This window comes from Nocardiopsis listeri, assembly GCF_020741345.1.
Taxonomy (GTDB): domain Bacteria; phylum Actinomycetota; class Actinomycetes; order Streptosporangiales; family Streptosporangiaceae; genus Nocardiopsis; species Nocardiopsis listeri_A.
The window spans coordinates 1-19573 of sequence record NZ_DYZD01000140.1 but is presented as its reverse complement, the minus strand read 5'-3'; the positions used below and the strand labels follow the sequence as shown (position 1 = coordinate 19573).

The window sequence follows — 19573 nt, the reverse complement described above, 5'->3', positions numbered from 1 at the left end:
GCCAGGATCTTCTCCTTGGCGTCGGCGTTGACCCTCAGCTCGGCGTCACGCTCGGCGAAGGTGGCGTTGCGCGCGTCGAAGAAGGTGTCCTGGGCGGCCTTGAAACGCGCCCACAGCTTGTCCTCGCTGGTCCGATCGGCGCGGCCACTGGCCTTCCAACGCTGCATCAGGTCCCGGTAGGCGCGGGCGGTGGGCCCCCACTCGGTGGAACTCGACAACGCCTCGGCCTCGACGACGATGCGCTCCTTGTCGGCCCGCACCTCCTCGCGCTGTTGGTCCAGGTTGGCGAAGTAGGCCTTGCGTCGCTTGGAGAAGGAGTTGCGCGCCGCCGACATGCGCTTCCACAGCGCCTGCTCGGTGGGACGGTCGGCCCGAGGGGCCTTCTTCCACTCCTCGATCAGCTGGAGCATGCGCTCGCCACCGGACTTCCAGTGGGTCGTCTCGGAGGCGACGCGCTCGGCCTCGGCGACGATCCGCTCCTTGACCTGGCGGGCCTGGCCGCGGGCCTGCTCCTGGGCCTGCTTCTGTTCGACCTTGCGCTCCTCGGCGCGGCCGGACAGCTTGTCCAGGCGCTTCATCAGCGAGTCCAGGTCACCGACGACGTTGGCGTCCTTGACCGAGTCACGGAGCTTGTCGATGCTGCTCATCGCGGCGGAGGCCGACAGGTCGGTGCTGCGAAGCCGCTTCTCCAGCAACTCCACCTGGGTCACCAGGGCGTCGTACTTGTTCCGGTAGAAGGCCAGGGCCTCCTCCGGAGCACCCGCCTGCCACGATCCGACGACCCTCTCGCCATCACCTGTGCGCACATAGACCGTGCCGTCGTCGTCTACGCGGCCCCAAGGGTCCGTGGTCACCGTGTCCTCCTGCTGTCGTGAACCGGGCCGGGCGGGGCCGGGTTCGGGTCGTCGCGGCGGCGTCCGGGCCTCTTCGTGAGGGGAAGACCACCGTGCCCTGCACGATATCCCCACGTTCTGGCGGACAACGACGCGCCGTGTTCAACGTCTGAGCAGATCATTCGGGTCTGCTTTCGTCCTCGTCCGGTCGGCCCGGGCCCGGCACCTCGGAAAAGAGACGCAGGTCGCGCGGCCCGACACGACACGACGACGGTGACCAATATGGCATTACCACGCGCTTTGGCAAAGAGTCCGGGCGTGCGGGGTGATCGAATGGTGATCAAACGCCTTCTCATATGTGCTTTTCGGTTCGCCGCCCCTCCTCCCTCTCGGTAGGCTCTCTTCGACAGGTCCGTGGCACCCGTGTCCGGGCCGACCACGCACAGATCACGACCGCCCCACGAACAGGACGACCACCGCCGTGCTCATCGCCGCTCTCCCCACCGGGCCCCTCGCCGCGAACTGCTACGTGCTCGCACCGGCCCCGGGCGGCGATTGCGTCATCGTGGACCCCGGTCAGGAGGCCACCGTCCAGGTGGCCGAGGTCCTGGCCGAGCACGACCTGACCCCGGCCGCGATCCTGCTCACACACGGGCACTTCGACCACGTGTGGTCGGCCGCCGAACTCTGTGAGGCCCACGGGGCCCCGGTGTACCTGCACGCGGACGACCACGGTCTGCTCTCCGAACCCGCCGCCGGAGTGGACGCCGGTTTCGCCGCCCAGCTGCAGATGCTGCTGGGCCCCGGCCCCTACCCGGTCCCCGCCGACCTGCGCGAGACCAAGGGCGGCGACACCCTCACCCTGGCCGGCGTGGGGTTCGAGGTCGAGCACACCCCCGGCCACACCCCGGGTTCGGTGGTCTACACGGTGACCGCCGAGGACGGGGAACCGGTCATGTTCGCCGGTGACCTGGTCTTCGCCGGCTCCATCGGCCGCACCGACTTCCCCGGTGGCAGCACGGAAGCGATGAACCGCAGCCTGAGCAGCGCCGTTCTGAACCGCCCCGACGCCACCCGGATCCTGCCCGGGCACGGCCCGGCCACCACCGTGGAGCGCGAGCGCGCCACCAACCCCTACCTGCGCGATATCGCCGGTTGACCCGAGCCCACACCGGCCCTCCCCGCGGGAACGACATGACCATCGAGCAGAACCGCAGCGTTGACCACCGCACTGCGGGCACCCGCCCGTACGACGGACGAGATACCCGCACCGGGCCCCGCCCGAAGCGGGTTCCGGTGGTCTCCACACCGCGCCGACCGACCCCGCCGAGGGCGGATCACGATCGCCGGTGTGCACAGGATCGGCCCGCACCCCTGCGCAGGTCGGGCACACTTGACATGAACGAAGACGCTGAAGGAGAAGTTCGTTGATCCGCACGCATGAGGCAGGTGCGCTGCGCGCCGAGCACACCGGCGCGACCGTCGTCCTGGCCGGATGGGTGGCCCGCCGCCGTGACCACGGCGGCGTGGTCTTCCTCGACCTGCGCGAGGCCTCCGGGGTGGTCCAGGTCGTCGTTCGCGAGGACGACCTCGCCCACGACCTCCGCGCCGAGTACTGCATCAAGGTCACCGGTTCGGTCCGGGTCCGGCCCGAGGGGAACGAGAATCCCGAGATCCCCACCGGCTCCGTCGAGGTCGTCGCCGACGAGATCGAGGTGCTCAGCGAGGCGGCCCCGCTGCCGTTCCAGCTGGACAACGCTGCGGAGGTGGCCGAGGAGACCCGGCTGCGCTACCGCTACCTGGACATCCGTCGTGACGAGATGGCCGAGAACCTGCGGATCCGGTCCAAGGCGACCTACATCGCGCACGAGACCATGCGCGACCTCGGGTTCACGTACATCGAAACCCCCTACATGACCCGGTCCACCCCCGAGGGCGCCCGCGACTTCCTGGTTCCGGTGCGCCTGCAGCCCGGTCACTGGTACGCGCTGCCGCAGTCCCCGCAGCTGTTCAAGCAGCTGCTCATGGTCGGCGGAATGGAGCGCTACTTCCAGCTCACCCGCTGCTTCCGCGACGAGGACCTGCGCGCCGACCGTCAGCCGGAGTTCACCCAGATCGACCTGGAGATGAGCTTCGTCGACGAGGAGGACGTCTTCGCCGTCGGTGAGCAGCTCTTCACCCGCCTACTGCGCGAGGTCCGCGACATCGAACTGCCCGAGCGGTTCCCGCGGATGAGGTTCGCCGAGGCCATGGACCGCTTCGGCTCGGACAAGCCCGACCTGCGCTTCGGCAACGAGCTGGTCGAGATGACCGACTACTTCGCCGACACCACCTTCCGCGTCTTCAAGGCCCCCTACGTGGGCGCCGTGGTCATGCCGGGCGGTGCCGGGCAGACCCGCAAGGAGCTCGACGCCTGGCAGGAGTGGGCGCGTTCGCGCGGGGCCAAGGGCCTGGCCTACGTGCTCGTCCAGGAGGACGGCACCCTGGGCGGCCCGGTCGCCAAGAACCTGTCCGACACCGAGCGTGAGGGCCTGGCGGCCAAGGCCGGCGCGGCCCCCGGCGACGCGATCTTCTTCGCGGCGGGCAAGCGTGCCGAGGGTCAGGAGCTGCTGGGCGCGGCCCGTCTGGAGATCGGCAAGCGCTGTGACCTGATCGACACCTCCCGCTGGGAGATCCTGTGGATCACGGACATGCCGCTGTTCGAGGAGGGTGAGGAGGAGGGCACCTGGAAGCCGGTGCACCACCCCTTCACCGCTCCGGCCGTGGAGGACGAGAACGACTTCCAGGACCACCCGGGTACCACGAACTCCCGGGCCTTCGACCTGGTGCTCAACGGCTACGAGCTGGTGTCGGGATCCATCCGTATCCATCGTGCCGAGATGCAGCAGCGCGTCTTCGACACGATCGGCCTGAGCAAGGAGGAGGCCGAGTCCAAGTTCGGCTTCCTGCTGGAGGCTTTCAAGTTCGGCCCGCCGCCGCACGGTGGCCTGGCCGTGGGCTGGGACCGCATCATCATGCTGCTGGCCGGTCAGCCCACCATCCGCGAGGTCATCGCCTTCCCCAAGACCGCGTCCGGCGGCGACCCGCTGACGGGGGCGCCCACGCCGATCACCGAGGCCCAGCGGGCCGAGGCCGGGGTGGACGTGGACCCGGAGGCGGAGAAGGCCGAGAAGGCGGAGAAGGCCGGGTAGAACGGCCCAGGGCTCTTCACGGGGCGGTGCGCGGGGGGACCCGCGCACCGCCCCGTCCTCGTCTGTGGAAAGGACGGGGCGGTGCGGGAGGGGGCGGGTCAGCGTTTGCCCGCGCCGCACTGTTGGCAGCAGATGTCCTCGTCGTCGGGGTTGCTGTGGGTGCAGAGGGGACAGGTCCAGTTCCGGATGACGTCGGATGGGCGGGTTCTCGGAGCGGGGCGGCCGGTGACAGGATCCATGAGTGTGTCCTCGGAAGGGGGCGGCGAGTTTTCCGCTGCAGAATCGGTGCCCGAAAATTCTTCCCTTTGAACTTTCCACATTCGGTCATAGGCCAGGAAATGGTGATGGAGTGACCAAAGTGGCCGTCCGGAATGGGGACGTGGCACACACACGGATGCGGTCGGGGCCGTCATCCCCTACCGTTGGGGGCGAATCACCCTTCCACGCCGCGAGCAGCACGCGTCCTTGAGTGAAGACGGTGCACCGGTGGAAGCCGCCTCTTGGAGGCGCGGAGGGTGCGGAGTGCATTTGCGCGTCACCTAGTCACGCGAACGTAACGATTCACGCCTCGGAGTCGTCCGGGAGGGACATCCGTGGGCGGGGCCGATCGTGAAGCATCCGTATCGGCGGAGAGTGCATCGGCGTTTTCGGTGGGGTGACGCACCCGAAAGCGAACGGGGCCATCGTGCCCGTTCCGGTCCCTGCCCGGGCCGGGATCCGCTTTCGGACACTACAATGAGCCGAATCGGATCGTTCCAGGGGTGACCGCGTCTGAGCGCGGGTGTGACGTCCGAGACGACATGAGGATGAGTCATACGTGAACGGAAAACGTGCTTCAGGCGATGGCTCGGAGGCCGCGCTCGCGGGAGCGTTCCGCCATGCGCCCGAGCCCATGGCCCTCACCGCGGCGGACGGTGCGATCCGGCACGCCAACCTCGCGTTCACCGAGCTGTTCGGCCGCACCGTCGCCGAGCTCTCCGGTACGGCCTGGTTCGATCTCCTGGAGGGTGAGGAGTCCGGACGGGGCTTCGACCTGCAACGCGCCGCCGTGAACGGCGAAGTTCGCCGCATCCGCCTGCGCCTGGCCATCACGGAGAAGGCCTCCCGGCTGGCGGAGGTCGAGGTCCGTCCGGTCCGACCCGAGGCCGACCACGACACCACCGTGCTCCTGGTCCACACCCTCTCCACCGAGGAAACCGACCTGAGGGTCGTCGGCGACCTGCGCACCGACAACTCCGACTCGGTCCTTTGGAGCCTGGACCTGAGCAACGGCCGCATCCGCGAACTCTTCGGGCCCACCCCGTTGGGAGCGCTCTTGGCGGGCAACGACTGCGAGCTCGAGAACATCCTGGAGCGCATCCACCCGGACGACACCGCCCGGGTCCGCGACGCCATGTCCGCGTCCTTCAACGGACGCGACTACGAGCAGCGCTTCCGGGTCTTCGACCGGCTCGGCGACGAGCGCTCGCTCCACGTGCGCGCCCGCTTCGTCCCCGGCACCCCCGACCGCCTCGTCGGCATCGTCGACGACGTCACCGAGCACGTCCAGCTGGTCCGCAGACTGGCCGACCGCCGTCGCACCGAGGCCGAACACGGCCGCCTGGTCACCGAGCTGTCCTCCAAGCTGGTCTCGGCCACAACCGTGGACAAGGTCATGGACCTGCTCAGCGAGGAGTTCCTGCCGATCTTCGGCGGGTTCAACGCGGTGGCCTTCTACGTCGACGAAGGGGCGCTGCGGGCCTCGCCCAGTGTGCTGGAACGCGGCGGCGTCTCCCACATCGACGGGCGCCGCGCCGACGACACCGACTACCCGATGGGCGCGGTCATCCAGGACCGGCAACCCCGTTTCTTCGAGAGCCGTGCCGAGATCGTCAGCCGCTTCCCGGCCGCCGCCGAAATGATGCGCACCGTCCGGGGCCAGGCCTGGGCCACCGTGCCGATCTTCGGTGACGGCAAGGTCGCCCTGGGCGTGTGGCAGATGGTCTGGGACCGCCCCCACCACGCCAGCCGCGACGAACGCGCGCTCATGCTCACCTTCGCCGGTCTCGCCGGTCAGGCGCTGCAGCGGATAAAGGCCCAGCAGGCCGAACTGGAGCTGGCCGACGCCGTTCAGCGCCGTATGCTGCCCCGCCAGGTCGCCAGCTTCCCCGACATGGACATCGCCACCAAGTACCTGCCCTCGCGCGCCGAGTGGCGGATCTGTGGCGACTTCTACGACGTCATCGAACTGCCCGACAACAAGGTGGGTCTCCTGGTCGGCGACGTGCAGGGCCACGGTGTGGAGGCGGCGGCCGCCATGGGGCAGATCCGTGTGGCCTTCCGCGCCTACGCCACCAACCAGTCCGATCCCGGCGTCGTCCTCGGCGAGACCAACCGGCTGCTCACCGAGACCGGTGAGATCGTCTTCGCCACCTGCGGTTACCTGGTCGTGGACCGCGAGAGCGGGGTCATGCAGGCCGCTTGGGCCGGGCAGCCGCCCGCGGTGCTCGCCTCCAAGGGCACCTACGAGTTGTGGTCGCCCGAGACCGGCCCGCCCATGGGAGTCATGCCCGACACCGAGTACACCGTCACCACCCGCGTGCTCGCACCCGGCACCACCCTGCTGCTGTGCTCGGATGGACTCGTGGAGAGCTCGGAGATGCCGATGAGCGAGGGTCTGGCCCTGGTGGGGGAGGCGCTCGCCGAACACGGGGAGAACCCCAAGGCGGCCGCCCACGTCCTGGCCGAGATGGCACCCGCCGGGCGCGGCGACGACATCGCCCTGCTGATCACCCGGATGTCCCCGCGCGCCGCGGCCCCTCCCGAACAGGCGGAGAGCCCGGAGAACCTGTCGGTCCCCTCCAACTGAGTCCGGACCGTCTCCTGTCTGGCCTACTCTGAACTGATGTCCGAAACACTGTTCGACGCCGCCGGGGACGAGGCGGCCAAGGGCCAGGAGCCGTTGGCCGTGCGCATGCGGCCGCGCACCCTCGACGAGGTCGTGGGCCAGGGACACCTCTTGGGCGAGGGCAGTCCGCTGCGCCGCCTGGTCGAGGACGACGCCCCCATGTCCGTGTTCCTGTGGGGGCCGCCCGGCACTGGAAAGACCACCCTGGCCACCGTGGTCAGTCGGGTCACCAAGCGCCGGTTCGTGGAGTTGTCCGCGGTCAACGCCGGGGTCAAGGACGTGCGCGCGGTCGTCGACGAGGCCAAACGCCGCATGGGCATGAACGGAACCCGCACCCTGCTCTTCGTGGACGAGGTCCACCGGTTCAACAAGACCCAGCAGGACGCGCTGCTGCCGGCGGTGGAGAACCGGTGGGTCAGCTTCATCGGCGCCACCACCGAGAATCCCTTCTTCTCCGTGGTCAGCCCCTTGCTGTCACGTTCCCTGCTGCTGTCCCTGGAGTCGCTCGACGACACCGACATCAGGACGCTGGTGGATCGGGCCCTGACCGACGAACGCGGTCTGGACGGGCGCTACACCCTCACCGCAGAGGGCGCCGACCACCTCATCCGCCTGGCGGGGGGAGACGGTAGACGGTCCCTGACCTACCTGGAGGCCGCGGCCCTGGTCTCGGGGCCTCCGGCAAAGGACCCGGTGGAGATCACCGCCGACCACGTCGAACGCGCCGTCGACCGGCACGCGGTCCGCTACGACCGCTCCGGCGACCAGCACTACGACGTCATCAGCGCGTTCATCAAGAGCATGCGCGGGTCCGACGCGGACGCCGCCCTGCACTACCTGGCCCGCATGGTGGAGGCGGGGGAGGACCCCCGGTTCATCGCCCGCAGGCTCATCGTGCACGCCAGCGAGGACGTCGGCATGGCCGACCCCAGCGCCCTGCAGACCGCCGTCGCGGCGGCCCAGGCGGTCGAGTTCATCGGGATGCCCGAGGCCCGCATCAACCTGGCCCAGGCGGTCATCCACATCAGCCTCGCGCCCAAGTCCAACGCGGTCATCACCGCCATCGACGAGGCGATGTCGGACGTTCGAGCCGGAAGGGCCGGGCCGGTCCCGGCCCACCTGCGCGACGCGCACTACAAGGGGGCCGCCGACCTGGGACACGGCAAGGGGTACCGCTACGCGCACGACTACCCGGGCGGAGTCGCCCCGCAACGGCACGCCCCGGACGGGCTCACCGACCGGGAGTACTACCGGCCCACCCAGCACGGCACCGAACGTCGCCTGACCGAGGTCCTGAACAGGATCAAGGGCGTGCTGCGGGGTGAGGGGAACTAGTCCGCGAACAGTTCGGTCACCTGTACGACCTCGCGGGGGCCGTCGTCCTCCTGCTCCTCGGCGAAGGTGATCTCCACGATCAACGCCGGCCCCCAGGACAGGTAGCCCTCGAAGTCGGCGCCGGTCAGCTCCCAGGTGCCGCGTCCCTCCTCGTCGAGGAACACGTGGTCGGGCGCGGCGCAGAACTTGGCGCACAGGACCTCCGCGTCGGGGCTGATGATCGCCTCACCGGGTTCGCCGTCCTCGTCCCACTCCTCGGCCCAGGCCTCGTGGCCGGGCACGCCCTGGTTGCGCGGGATCTCGCCCTCGCGCGTGACCGGTGTGTACACCCAGGAGCGCTCCTCCTCGCCGGGTTCGGGCTCCTCCTGCTCGGCGGGGTCGAAGCGCACCACCAGGGTCAGCGGGTCCTCTTCCTCCTCGGTCGCGCTCGCGTCCTCGGAGGGGTCCTCCTCGGCGTCGTCGGCGACCGGACCCGCCGCGGCGCTGTCACCGATCAACCGGCCGATGCCCCAGATCCCGCCACCGATCAGGGCCGCGGCCAGGACGGCGGAGCCGACCACGAACAGGGTGCGGGTCGGACGCTTGTTGGACATCCGCCCCTCCAACCGGATCACCTCGGGGACCCGGGGCGGTGGTTCCACCCCGTGCCACTCCCGTTCCAGGATCCGGTTGATCTCCTCGCGATCACCCGGGGTCGGTGGTGCGTGGTCCTCCGCGGTCTCGGTCTGCCACACCGCGATGACCGCGCCGATCACCTCGCGCAGGCTGGGGCGGCGGTCCGGGTTCGGATCCAGGGCGCGACCCACGACGGGGGACAACCCCTTGGAGAGGCCGTCCAGGTCGAAGGATCCAGAGGCCACCCGCTGGGCGATCTCCTCCGGTTCCCCGGTGCCGAAGGGCAGACGCCCGGTCCCGGCGAAGGCCACCACCGCGCCCCAGGCGAACACGTCCGCGGCGGGGGTCGCAGGGCCGCCCCGGTAGCGTTCGGGGCCGAGCCAGGTGGCCCCCGAACCGAGCAGTCGCTCGGAGTCGGCGGCGATGGCGCACTCCATGATGTGCGGACCGCGCGACCCCAGGAGGATCTCCCTGGGTCGGAGCGAACCGTGGGACACCCCGCGCGCGTGCAGGGACGTCAGACCCTCGGCCAACCCGGTGGCCAGCGCGATGAGCTTGCCGAAGCCCAGGCCGCCCCGCTTGGTCACGAAGTGCGAGAGCCGTTCCCCCGCCAGGTAGGGCATGGCCAGCCACGGCGGGTTGGCGTCGGCGTCGAAGGCCAACGGCACCACGATCCGCCCGGGGTCGGCCGCCGACAGGTTCCGCAAGCGTCGAGCCAGTTCGGCGTAGGCACCGGGAACCTCGAGCTCGGGAGCCTTGAGCAGCTTCACCGCGACAAGGCGGTCGTCCGCGCTGGAGGAGGAGGTGTCCACCGAGGCGTAGACGGTGCCGGTGGCCCCCTGTCCCAACCGACCCAGGACGAGGTAGGGGCCGATCCGCGACGGGTCGTCCGGATACAGGGGCGCGAGATCCGGTGGTACCAGTACGGAGATCTCTCGGGGAGAACGAGGGCTCATGGGTGTCCTGTCGGTGCTTCCGTTGGCAGGCGGGCGGCGTGGTGTCCGGACATCGTAGTGAAGATCCCGCTCTGGAGTGATTCTCGCGGAAGACCGTGACCTCGTCGATCCCCGCGGCCTCCACCGGCCAGAAGGGAATGCGAGGTCGTCGGCCTCGTCGCCTCGACCGGTTCCCGGCACACCGTGGCGGGCCCGAGCGGACGGCGGGTGGACACGATAGGGTCGGCCGAAACCGGCTCGTCCCCGGCCCGTACAGGGCCCCGCGACGTTCCCGGACCGGGAGATCCGACCCGGCGCGATCGTCGGCTCCCCCCACCCCCGTGTGCCCCGTACTCGCCCCAAGGCGCGTTCGCACACCCTCGAAGCAACCCTGCTATCTGCCTACGGAGCCTCAATGCTGACCGGAGGAGAGGTCGCCGCGCTCGTCGCCGCGGTGGTCTGGGCGGTGCTGGCCACGTTCATGTGCGTGGCGCTCGTCAAACTGATCAAGCTCATCAACGAGACCACCAAGGTCGTCTCCGAACTGGGTGAACGCACCCCGCCGCTACTGGACGACGTGGCCTCCACCATGGAGCGCACCCACACCTCGCTGGAGCGTGTGGAGGAGATCACCGCCAACGTGCAGGCCTCCTCCGAGGACGTCTCCACGATGACCGCGCTGACCCGCTCGGTGTTCACGGGTCCGTTGGTGAAGGTCGCTTCGTTCTCCTACGCCATCCGCCAGGTCCTGGGGCGCCGCAAGGCCTTGGCCGTGATGCGGGGACGTCGCCGGAAGGAGAGCCGGTGATCGGCCGATTGTTCTACGTCGCCGCCGGGGCGGTGGTGGGCGGCTACGTGGTCCACCGCGTCAATCGGGCCCGCAACGCGCTGACCCCCGGTGGCATCGCCGACCGGGTGGAGAACCGTGTCGGCGAGTACAAGGGAGCCCTGCGCGAACTCAACGACGACCTGGCCGAGGCCGTTCGGGCGGAGGAGGCCGAACTGCTGCGGCACTACTCCCCGAAGACGGGCGGGCGTTCGGTGCGAGGGAGGAAGGAGGGGACCGACGCCGTCGAGTGGTGACCGGTGGTGAGCGGACCTCGAAGAAGTTGTTGCAAGATGTCCAGAATTGTCACCCGGTGGGTCTCACACTGGGTAAGGGTGTCTCTATAGGGTTCTGGAGTAGTCGCAGAGCAGACGGAGGCCACATGTATCCGCCGCAACAACCGGACGACCCCTACGCCGCCGGGGCGTACGCCTACCAGCCCGGCCCGCCGGCCCCCACGAGGATGCCGGGGACCGCGATCACCGTACGGGTCCTGATGTTCATCGGCGGGGTGTGCGGGCTGCTCTTCGGTGCGCTCTTCTGGCTCGCAGCGGTGATGGCCTCCGGTCAGGGACAGTTCAGTCGGGACTTCCTCGACGGGATGCAGGACGCCGGGCTGCCGCTCTCCGGCGGTGAGGCCGGTGTGTTCTTCGGTGTCATGGGCGCGATCCCGTTCGTCTACGGGGTGGTGTCCGTCGTCCTGGCCTCCATCATGGGCCGCCGCAGTGTCGGCGTCATGTGGTCGATCGTGGTCTTTCAGGGCCTGTCCGCACTGCTCTTGGTCCTGGCCGTGATCACCGGCGGCTTCGCCTCGATCATCCCGCTGTTCTTCACCATCGGCATGATCGTCCTGATGGTCGTGCCCAATACGCGCGCCTTCTACGAGAACAGGCCGGCCGCTCCCGGCGCCCCGGGCTACCCCGGCGGCTACTGAATCCTGGGTGAATCCGCGCGGGGTCGACCCACGGGTCGGCCCCGCCGCTCGTGGGGCGGCCCACGACCACACGGTTCGTGGTCGTCTCGAACTTCTCTGTAGGCTTCCGCGTACGACATCGAGAATCCGACGCTGAGAGGCACCTGAGTGCATCCCTCCTCCCAGTACCCGGAACCGCCCCAAGGGCAGGGCTACGGGTACCCCACGCCGGCCGGACAGGTACCTCCGCCGCCCATGACGGTGTTCCAGGGCGACCAGACCCTCCCCGGCACGGGGACCACGGTCCGCGTGCTGATGTTCATCGGCGGCCCCATCGGCATCCTCCTCGGAGCCGTCCTCGGCGTCCTCCTGCTGTTCGTGGTCGGTGGCGGTGCCGCCCTGAACAGCGTGGCCGAGGCCCCCGACGAGGAGTTCGGGGCCGCGCTCGGGTTCCTCGGTGCCTTGGGCGCCGTCGTCGCGCTCATCCCGTTGGGCTACGGCATCGTCTCGACCGCGCTCGCCGCGTTCATGGGCCGCCGGAAGAAGGGCGTCTTCTGGGGCGTGGTCGCGTTCAACCTCGCCTCCGCCCTGTTCCTACTGGTCCTGGTCATCTCCGGGGACTCCGTGTCGCTCATCCCGTTGGCCGTCCACTGCCTGATGACCATCCTGATGTTCACTCCACGGGTGCGCGCCCACTACGGCCTCTGAACGGCACCGATGACCACCCGGTGGGGTCCGCTTCGGCGGGCCCCACCGGCGTTCTACGGTCCGGCGGCGGTGCCCGACGGCGATAGCCTGGTGGAACGACCGGACCGTCGGCGTCGTCCCGGACAACGGGTCCCTCGGCGGTCACGACAAACCATGCGCGTCGGCGCGGGGTTCCCCTCTACGATGGGCCCCTACCGACCATGCGTGACCACGGTCCCACCCAGGGACAACCCCGCCGCGCCCGCAGCGGCGGGAGCCGAACACAGGAGGGCATCACAATGGAGACGGCAGAGATCGCGCGCCGCTTCCTCGGTTTCTTCGAGAAGAACGGACACACCGTGGTGCCCTCGGCAAGCCTGATCGCCGAGGACCCCACTCTGCTGCTGGTGCCCGCAGGCATGGTCCCCTTCAAGCCCTACTTCCTGGGTCAGCGCACGGCCCCGTGGGACACCGCGACCAGTGTTCAAAAGTGCATCCGCACCATCGACATCGAGGAGGTCGGCAAGACCTCCCGGCACGCCACCTTCTTCCAGATGCTGGGCAACTTCTCCTTCGGTGACTACTTCAAGGAGAAGGCGATCCCGCTGGCGTGGGAGCTGCTCACCGCCCCCGTCGACCAGGGCGGCTTCGGCATCGACCCGGAGAAGCTGTGGGTCACCGTCTACCTCGACGACGACGAGGCCGCGCAGATCTGGCGCGAAAAGGTGGGGGTGCGCCCCGAGCGCATCCAGCGCCTGGGCATGGAGGAGAACTACTGGGACATGGGCGTGCCCGGTCCCTGCGGCCCCTGCTCCGAGATCTTCTACGACCGCGGCCCCGAATACGGTGCCGAGGGCGGTCCGGCGGTGGACGACAACCGCTACATCGAGATCTGGAACCTCGTCTTCATGCAGTACGAGCGGGGTGAGGGCAGCGGCAAGGACTACCCGATCCTCGGCGAGCTGCCCAAGAAGAACATCGACACCGGCATGGGCCTGGAGCGTTTGGCGGCGGTCCTGCAGGGCGTCGACAACATCTACGAAACCGACATCATGGGTCGGGTGCTGAACCGCGCCGCGGAGCTCACCGGCACCACCTATGGCGCCGACGACGACACCGACGTGAAGCTGCGCGTGGTCGCCGACCACGTGCGCAGCGCCGTCATGCTCGTGAGCGACGGCGTCAAGCCCGGCAACGAGAAGGCCGGCTACGTGCTGCGCCGCATCCTGCGCCGCTCGATCCGCAACCTGCGTCTGCTCTCGGGTACCGACTCCTTCTTCCTGCACGAGCTGACCGCGGTCGGTATCGACGCGATGAAGGACATCTACCCGGACCTGCTCGACAAGGCCGACGTGGTCCACAGCGTGATCGACAACGAGGAGAAGAACTTCGCCGAGACCCTGCGCGCGGGCACCACGCTGTTCGGCCGTGCCGCCGAGCGCACCCGCACCGCGGGCGGAACCGTCTTCTCCGGCTCCGACGCCTTCCAGCTCCACGACACCTACGGTTTCCCCATCGACCTCACCCTGGAGATGGCCTCCGAGCAGGGTCTGAGCGTGGACGAGGGCGCCTTCCGCGAGCTCATGCAGCGCCAGAAGGACACCGCCAAGGCCGACGCCAAGGCCAAGAAGCTCGGCAACGCCGACATCTCCCTCTACGGTCGGATGCACGAGGAGACGGGCGACACCGACTTCCTCGGCTACACCGACTCCGACAGCGAGTCCCACGTCAAGGGCATCGTCGTGGACGGTGAGGGCGCGCCGGCCGCGAAGGCGGGCGAGAAGGTCGAGATCGTCCTGGACCGCACCCCGTTCTACGCCGAGAGCGGTGGTCAGCTCGCCGACAAGGGCACCCTGACCGTGGACGGCCGCGGCGTCGTCGACATCGAGGACGTGCAAAAGCCCCTGCCCGGCCTGTTCGTGCACCGGGGCACCGTGCGCTCGGGCGAGGTCGTCCTGGACGACACCGTTCACGCGGCCATCGACACCGGCCGCAGGCACGCCATCGAGCGCTCCCACTCCGCCACCCACCTCCTCCACTCGGCGCTGCGCAACGCGCTCGGTCCCACCGCGGGCCAGGCGGGTTCGGAGAACAGTCCGGGCCGGCTGCGCTTCGACTTCACCGCCGACAACGCGCTGGGCGGCGGCCGCCTGGCCGAGGTCGAGGAGGAGGTCAACACCGTCCTGGCCGGGGACATCTCCGTCCAGACCGAGGAGAAGAGCCTGGACGAGGCGCTGAAGATGGGCGCTCTGGCCATGTTCGGCGAGAAGTACGGCGACAGGGTCCGCGTCGTGGAGATGAGCGACTACTCCGTCGAGCTGTGCGGCGGCACCCACGTGGGTTCCACCGCCAAGCTCGGCATCGTCAAGCTGCTGGGGGAGTCCTCCATCGGCTCGGGCGTGCGTCGCGTCGAGGCCGCCGTGGGCGTGGACGCCTTCAAGCGCCTGTCCAAGGAGTCGGCGCTGGTCGGTCGGCTCTCCGAACAGCTCAAGACCCCGCGCGAGGAGCTGCCCGAGCGGATCGACTCCATGGTCTCCCGGCTGCGGACCGCGGAGAAGGAGATCGAGAAGCTGCGCGCGGCCCAGGTGCTGCAGTCCGCCGGCGAGATCGCGAAGGGCGCGCGCCGGCACGGTTCGGCGCTGGTGGTGGCCACCGATGCGCCGGAGGGCGCGAGCGGTGACGACCTGCGCAAGCTGGTGCTGGACGTGCGCGGCCGTCTGGGTGAGGACGAGCCCGTGGTCGTCGCGATGACCGCGGTGCCCAAGGACCGCCCGGTCGTGGTGATCGCCACGAACAAGGCCGCCCAGAAGGCCGGGATCAAGGCCGGTGACCTGGTGGGCGTCGCGGCCCGTGCGCTCGGCGGCGGTGGTGGCGGCAAGCCCGACATCGCCCAGGGCGGCGGCAGCGACGCCAGCAAGGTGGACGAGGCCCTGCGCGCCGTCGAGGCGCGCGTGGCCGGCGCCTGAGACATGTGACATGCCCCGCGTGGATCCGGGAGGAGACCGCGCGGGGCGTTCGCCACTCCGAAACCCCACGCTCCATGATGGACACCGAAACCACCCGTAGTGTGACTCTCCGTGACCATATGGTTGTTCCCATGTGCCGAATCCGTGATCGTACCGAACCCGCTCGGACCTGCCGGTTCGACTCGAGGTGGAGCCTGGGTGATCTACACTCGGACGGTACGTGTTCGCCCTGGACACCCGCCGCAGCCCGACACGAGGCCCTCCACCCGGTCGGAGAACCCCGAGCCGACGGTTGCCGAGGCCGAGGCTGCGCACCGTCATCGAATCGGGCATACTGTGGCGCGCCACAGCCGAACCCCATGGCTGTCTGCGCGGCCTTCCCGCGATCCCGCTGATGAACAGGACCACCGTGTTGAGGATCTCCCAACAGCGGTGCTGTGCCGTCGACCGCACAGCCCCTCCGCACAACGCCCCCGTACCGGAAGAGGCGTCCTCGTGAGGCATGGAGTCCGACTGGCGGTCGACCCCGGTAACGCCCGTATCGGCGTCGCGGCCAGTGACCCGAGCGGGATGCTCGCCAGCCCCGTCGAAACGATCCCCCGCGGCAAAGGGGACATCCAACGCATCGCTCTTCTCGTGGTGGAGAAGGAGGCCCGCGAGGTCATCGTGGGTTACCCTGCATCACTGTCCGGCAAGGAGGGGCCGGCGGCCCGGTCCGCTCGCGAGTTCGCGAACTCCTTGGTCCGACTCCTCGACCCCGTCCCCGTCAGGCTCGTGGACGAACGACTCACCACGGTGACCGCCCAGGGTCAGCTGCTCGGCGGCGCCTCCTTCGGCAAGAAGGGGGCCAAGGGCGGCCGTGCCCGCCGTTCTGTGATCGACCAGGCGGCGGCCACCGTCCTCTTGCAGAGTGCCTTGGACCAGGAACGGTCGACAGGCCATCCCCCGGGCGAGATCGTCCGTGCCAGCCAGGGAGATTCATGACCGACAGGGATGACTACCCCGATAGTCCCTACCGTGGCCGTGCCGACCGTCAGGGCGGTTACGACTACGACCCGCTGAGCGACCCCCTGCCCGCGCAGCCCCCGTCGCGTGGCCGTCGGGCACGCCCCGAACCCGGACAGAACGCCTGGAACGAGGCCCCGGGCACCGGTGAGTTCCGGCACACCGGGCCCCCCGCCCCCGGGGGGCGCCGAAGCAGAACGGAACAGCCGGGTTCCGGTGAACAACCTCCGCGCCGTTTCGGTGCCGCCGACGCACTGCGGGGCAGCCGAGCGGCCCGCGGCGGGCAGCGGCCCGGACCCGCCGACACGGGAAGCCACCAAAGGCCCGGAGCCGACCCGACCCAGGAGGCCCTCGCCGCCCTGGCCGGTCTGAGCGCGAACTCCGAAGTGCCCGGACGCCCACGCCCCGTGGAACCCCCGGCGGAGCCGCCTCGAAGGGCCCGTCGCGCGCGCCCGGAGGAAGCGCCCGATGTCCGCTCGCCCCTGTGGGGCGACGACGAGGACGAACCCACCCCCGCCTTCTTCGCCGACGACCCCGACGACCGGCCCAAGGGCCGCCGCGCCCGCCGTCGCCGTGCCAAGGAGGACGAACGCCCCCGCGAGGCCGGCGCGTTCGAGGCCGTACCCGAGGAGCCGACCGGCCGTCGTGGTCGGCGCCGCAGCCGTCGCGCGGCCGAGGAGGAACCCACCGACACCGGGTCCTTGGCCGCCCCGGGCGGAGCCCGCAACGACACCGGATCCTTCGAGAGCGGGCCGGACAGCGGTGCCTTCGTCGAACCCGGACCTCGCCGCGGGCGCCGTAGGCGCGCGGCCGAACCGGCCAGCGGTGCCTTCCCCCTTCCCGATCTTCCCGACGACCCCCGTGTCCAGGACGAGCCTCGCGCGTCCACCGGGGCCTTCCCGATGCAGGAAGAGCCCCTCCCCTCCACCGGAGCCCTCCCCCTGCCCGACGAGGAGGAGGAACCCCGGCCCCGTCGTGGTCGACGCCGAGGCCGGCGCGCCGAGCCCGAGCCCGAAGCGATCGAGCCGGAGCCCGAGGAGGAACCGGAGGAGGACGACTACGAGGAGGACAGCCTCGAGGACATCGCCGCCTCCTACGGCAACAGCCGGGCCAACCGCAAGCGCCTCAAGGCCGCGAAGAAGGCCCAGGCCAAGAGGCTCGAATCGGCCAAGGGCGGCGGCCGCGCGCCGCGTCGCAGGCGCAAGGGCCCGACGATCCTGCTCGCCCTCGTCCTGATGCTGGTCGTCGCCGGTGGTGGCTTCGTGGTCATGCGCAGCTACGTGTTCCCGGAGGACTTCGAAGGGACCGGTTCCGGCGAGGTCGTCATCACCGTCGAGAACGGGCAGAGCGGCGGCGCCGTCGCCGACGCCCTGGTCGAGCAGGGCGTCGTGGCCAGCAGCCGTGCCTTCACCAACGCGCTCGGTGAGTCCGGCGGGGAGCTCACCCCCGGTACCTACACCCTGGCCGAGGGCATGAGCGGGGAGGCCGCCGTGGCCGCCCTGTTCGATCCCGACAACCGTGTCGGCGGTCGGGTCACCATCCGTGAGGGGCTGCGCGCCGACCAGATACTGGACGCACTGGCCGAGAGCACGGGTGTGAGCCGGGAGGAGCTGGACGAGGCCTACGCCCGGACCGACGACCTCGGTCTGCCGGACTACGCCGTCGAGGGGCCCGAGGGCTATCTCTTCCCGTCCACCTACCGGTTCGAGCCCGAAACCGATGCCGCGTCCATGCTGCGCACCATGGTCACCCAGCACCGTCAGGTGACCGAGGAGCTCGACCTGGAGGGAGAGGCCGAGGCGATCGGCTACGACGCCAACGAGGTGATGGCGATCGCCTCCATCGTCCAGGCCGAGAGCGGTAGCGCCGAGGACATGCCCAAGATCTCCCGTGTGGTCCACAACCGGCTCGACATCGACATGCCGTTGCAGATGGACAGCACCTGCTTCTACGCCATCGGCGAGTACGGCATCGCGCTGAACAACGAACAGCTGGCCGCCTGTGAGGCCGACGACAGCGGATTCGACACCTACCACCGGACCGGCCTGGTGCCGGGCCCGTTCGTGGCACCGGGCGAGGACGCCATCAAGGCGGCTCTGGAGCCGGAGGAGGGGGAGTGGCTGTACTTCGTGGCCACCGACCCCGAGAACGGTGTCACCGAGTTCGCCGAGACCCACGAGGAGTTCGAGCTTCTCAAGGAACGCTTCGAGGAGACCTGGGGCGGTGCTGGAAGCTGATGCGAGCCGCGGTCCTGGGGTCGCCGGTGGCGCACTCCCTGTCTCCGATCCTGCACACCTCGGCCTATGGGGCGATGGGTCTGGCCGAGTGGTCCTACGGTCGTCACGAGTGCGACGAGAAGGGGCTCGCCCCCTTCCTCGCCGGGCTCGACGACGACTGGGCCGGTCTGTCCCTGACCATGCCGCTCAAGCGTCGCGCCATGGAACTGGCCGCTCGGGTCAGTGACCTGTCCACTCAGGTGGGCGGGGCCAACACCCTGGTCCGGGACGGCGGTGGATGGGCGGCGCACAACACCGACGTCGAGGGCATCGCGGTCGCGTTGACCGAGGCGGGTGTCAGGGCCCCGCGCGACACGGTCGTTCTGGGGGCGGGGGCCACCGCGGCCTCCGCCCTGGCGGCCCTGCGCGAGCTGGGGGAGACGGGCACCGTCACGGTGCTGGCCCGCAGCACCGCCCGTACCGGAGAGGTGGTCGCGGCGGCCGAGCGACTCGGGGTTCCGATCGAGGTGGCCCCGTTGGCCGAGGTGGAACGGCACCTGGACACCGACCTGGTGATGTCCACCCTGCCCTCCGGCGCGACCGACGCCCACGCCGAGGCCCTGGCCGACAGCCGTGCCGACCTGTTCGACGTCGTCTACGCGCCCTGGCCCACCAAGGCGGCCGAGGCAGTGACCGGTCGGGGCGGGCGTGTGGTCGGCGGATTTCCGATGCTGCTGCATCAGGCCGTCGCACAGGTCCGCCTGATGACGGGGGCCACGGACGTTCCGGTCGCCGCCATGCGGGCCGCGGGCGAGACCGAACTGAAGCGTCGGGCCGCACTTTCCTAGGCGGTCCGAACGCTTCGGAGTGCTGATACAATCGAGTTAAATCGACTTCGTTCCTCCGTGCTCAGGCGCGGTGGAACCGCAAGCGGAGATGATCCTCCCACCTACCGAGCGGTGCTCGTGTGGGTCTTCGGTCGGATGGCGAGTGCTCGACTCCCACCCCTGGGCTGTCGTTTCGGCCCTGGTGCGTCGCGCCTTCGTCTTCATCGTCCGATCGGATCGCCCCGCTTGCACACGCTGGCGGGGTTTTTGCTTTGCACGGACCCCGGAGCGGGCGGGTGGCCTGAAAGCGCGGGCGACCCGGTCGAACAGGTCGACC

15 protein-coding genes are annotated in these 19573 nt (G+C 69.8%); 12 read left to right on the top strand and 3 right to left on the bottom strand.

Translation table 11 applies throughout. The features are described 5' to 3' along the window. Window positions 1-854: DUF349 domain-containing protein (locus K8V84_RS08130; protein ID WP_304072519.1), on the bottom strand; the 854-nt coding region annotated here is incomplete at its 3' end. A 460-nt stretch (window positions 855-1314) separates the two neighbouring features. Between K8V84_RS08130 and K8V84_RS08125 the strand changes: the two genes are divergently transcribed. Both K8V84_RS08125 and aspS read left to right on the top strand, forming a co-directional pair. Beyond that, on the top strand, window positions 1315-1992 hold the full coding sequence (locus tag K8V84_RS08125; RefSeq protein ID WP_304072517.1) for an MBL fold metallo-hydrolase: 678 nt from the start codon (window positions 1315-1317) through the stop codon (window positions 1990-1992). Between the two features lie 268 nt (window positions 1993-2260). Then, window positions 2261-4024 carry an aspartate--tRNA ligase gene (gene aspS / locus K8V84_RS08120; RefSeq protein ID WP_304072514.1) on the top strand — a complete coding sequence of 588 codons (1764 nt, stop codon included), beginning with the start codon at window positions 2261-2263 and terminating at the stop codon, window positions 4022-4024. A 98-nt stretch (window positions 4025-4122) separates the two neighbouring features. Here aspS and K8V84_RS08115 read toward each other — a convergent pair whose 3' ends face one another. Beyond that, window positions 4123-4263: a hypothetical protein gene (locus K8V84_RS08115; RefSeq protein ID WP_304072512.1), complete on the bottom strand. Its 141-nt coding sequence runs from the start codon at window positions 4261-4263 to the stop codon at window positions 4123-4125. A gap of 578 nt (window positions 4264-4841) precedes the next feature. Between K8V84_RS08115 and K8V84_RS08110 the strand changes: the two genes are divergently transcribed. Next, window positions 4842-6872: a SpoIIE family protein phosphatase gene (locus K8V84_RS08110; RefSeq protein WP_304072511.1), complete on the top strand. Its 2031-nt coding sequence runs from the start codon at window positions 4842-4844 to the stop codon at window positions 6870-6872. A gap of 36 nt (window positions 6873-6908) precedes the next feature. Continuing rightward, the gene (locus tag K8V84_RS08105) at window positions 6909-8246 is read left to right on the top strand and encodes a replication-associated recombination protein A (protein WP_304072508.1); all 1338 of its coding nucleotides are present in this window, start codon (window positions 6909-6911) and stop codon (window positions 8244-8246) included. Here K8V84_RS08105 and K8V84_RS08100 read toward each other — a convergent pair. Beyond that, on the bottom strand, window positions 8243-9817 hold the full coding sequence (locus tag K8V84_RS08100; protein WP_304072505.1) for a serine/threonine-protein kinase: 1575 nt from the start codon (window positions 9815-9817) through the stop codon (window positions 8243-8245). The two genes, K8V84_RS08105 and K8V84_RS08100, sit on opposite strands and share 4 nt — an antisense overlap. Before the next feature lie 394 nt (window positions 9818-10211). Here K8V84_RS08100 and K8V84_RS08095 point away from each other — a divergent pair, with 394 nt between their 5' ends. From K8V84_RS08095 to K8V84_RS08060, 8 genes are all read left to right on the top strand, one after another. Further along, window positions 10212-10604: a DUF948 domain-containing protein gene (locus K8V84_RS08095; protein ID WP_304072502.1), complete on the top strand. Its 393-nt coding sequence runs from the start codon at window positions 10212-10214 to the stop codon at window positions 10602-10604. Then, window positions 10601-10879 (top strand): hypothetical protein, encoded by a 279-nt coding sequence (locus K8V84_RS08090; protein ID WP_304072499.1) that lies wholly within the window; start codon window positions 10601-10603, stop codon window positions 10877-10879. The genes K8V84_RS08095 and K8V84_RS08090 overlap by 4 nt, the downstream gene beginning before the upstream one ends. Window positions 10880-11004: 125 nt before the next feature. Further along, a complete protein-coding gene (locus tag K8V84_RS08085; protein WP_304072496.1) occupies window positions 11005-11556 on the top strand; it encodes a hypothetical protein in 552 nt (183 codons plus the stop codon). 147 nt (window positions 11557-11703) lie between these two features. Then, window positions 11704-12243 carry a hypothetical protein gene (locus tag K8V84_RS08080; protein WP_304072493.1) on the top strand — a complete coding sequence of 180 codons (540 nt, stop codon included), beginning with the start codon at window positions 11704-11706 and terminating at the stop codon, window positions 12241-12243. Between the two features lie 278 nt (window positions 12244-12521). Further along, window positions 12522-15188, top strand: coding sequence for an alanine--tRNA ligase (alaS, locus tag K8V84_RS08075; RefSeq protein WP_304072491.1), 2667 nt, complete (start codon window positions 12522-12524; stop codon window positions 15186-15188). 495 nt (window positions 15189-15683) lie between these two features. Further along, entirely contained in the window at window positions 15684-16172 is a 489-nt protein-coding gene (gene ruvX / locus K8V84_RS08070; RefSeq protein ID WP_304072490.1) for a Holliday junction resolvase RuvX, read from the top strand. Continuing rightward, window positions 16169-18430, top strand: coding sequence for an endolytic transglycosylase MltG (mltG, locus tag K8V84_RS08065; protein WP_304072486.1), 2262 nt, complete (start codon window positions 16169-16171; stop codon window positions 18428-18430). The genes ruvX and mltG overlap by 4 nt, the downstream gene beginning before the upstream one ends. Continuing rightward, entirely contained in the window at window positions 18430-19257 is an 828-nt protein-coding gene (locus K8V84_RS08060) for a shikimate dehydrogenase (protein ID WP_304072483.1), read from the top strand. The genes mltG and K8V84_RS08060 overlap by 1 nt, the downstream gene beginning before the upstream one ends. Window positions 19258-19573 lie beyond the last annotated feature (316 nt).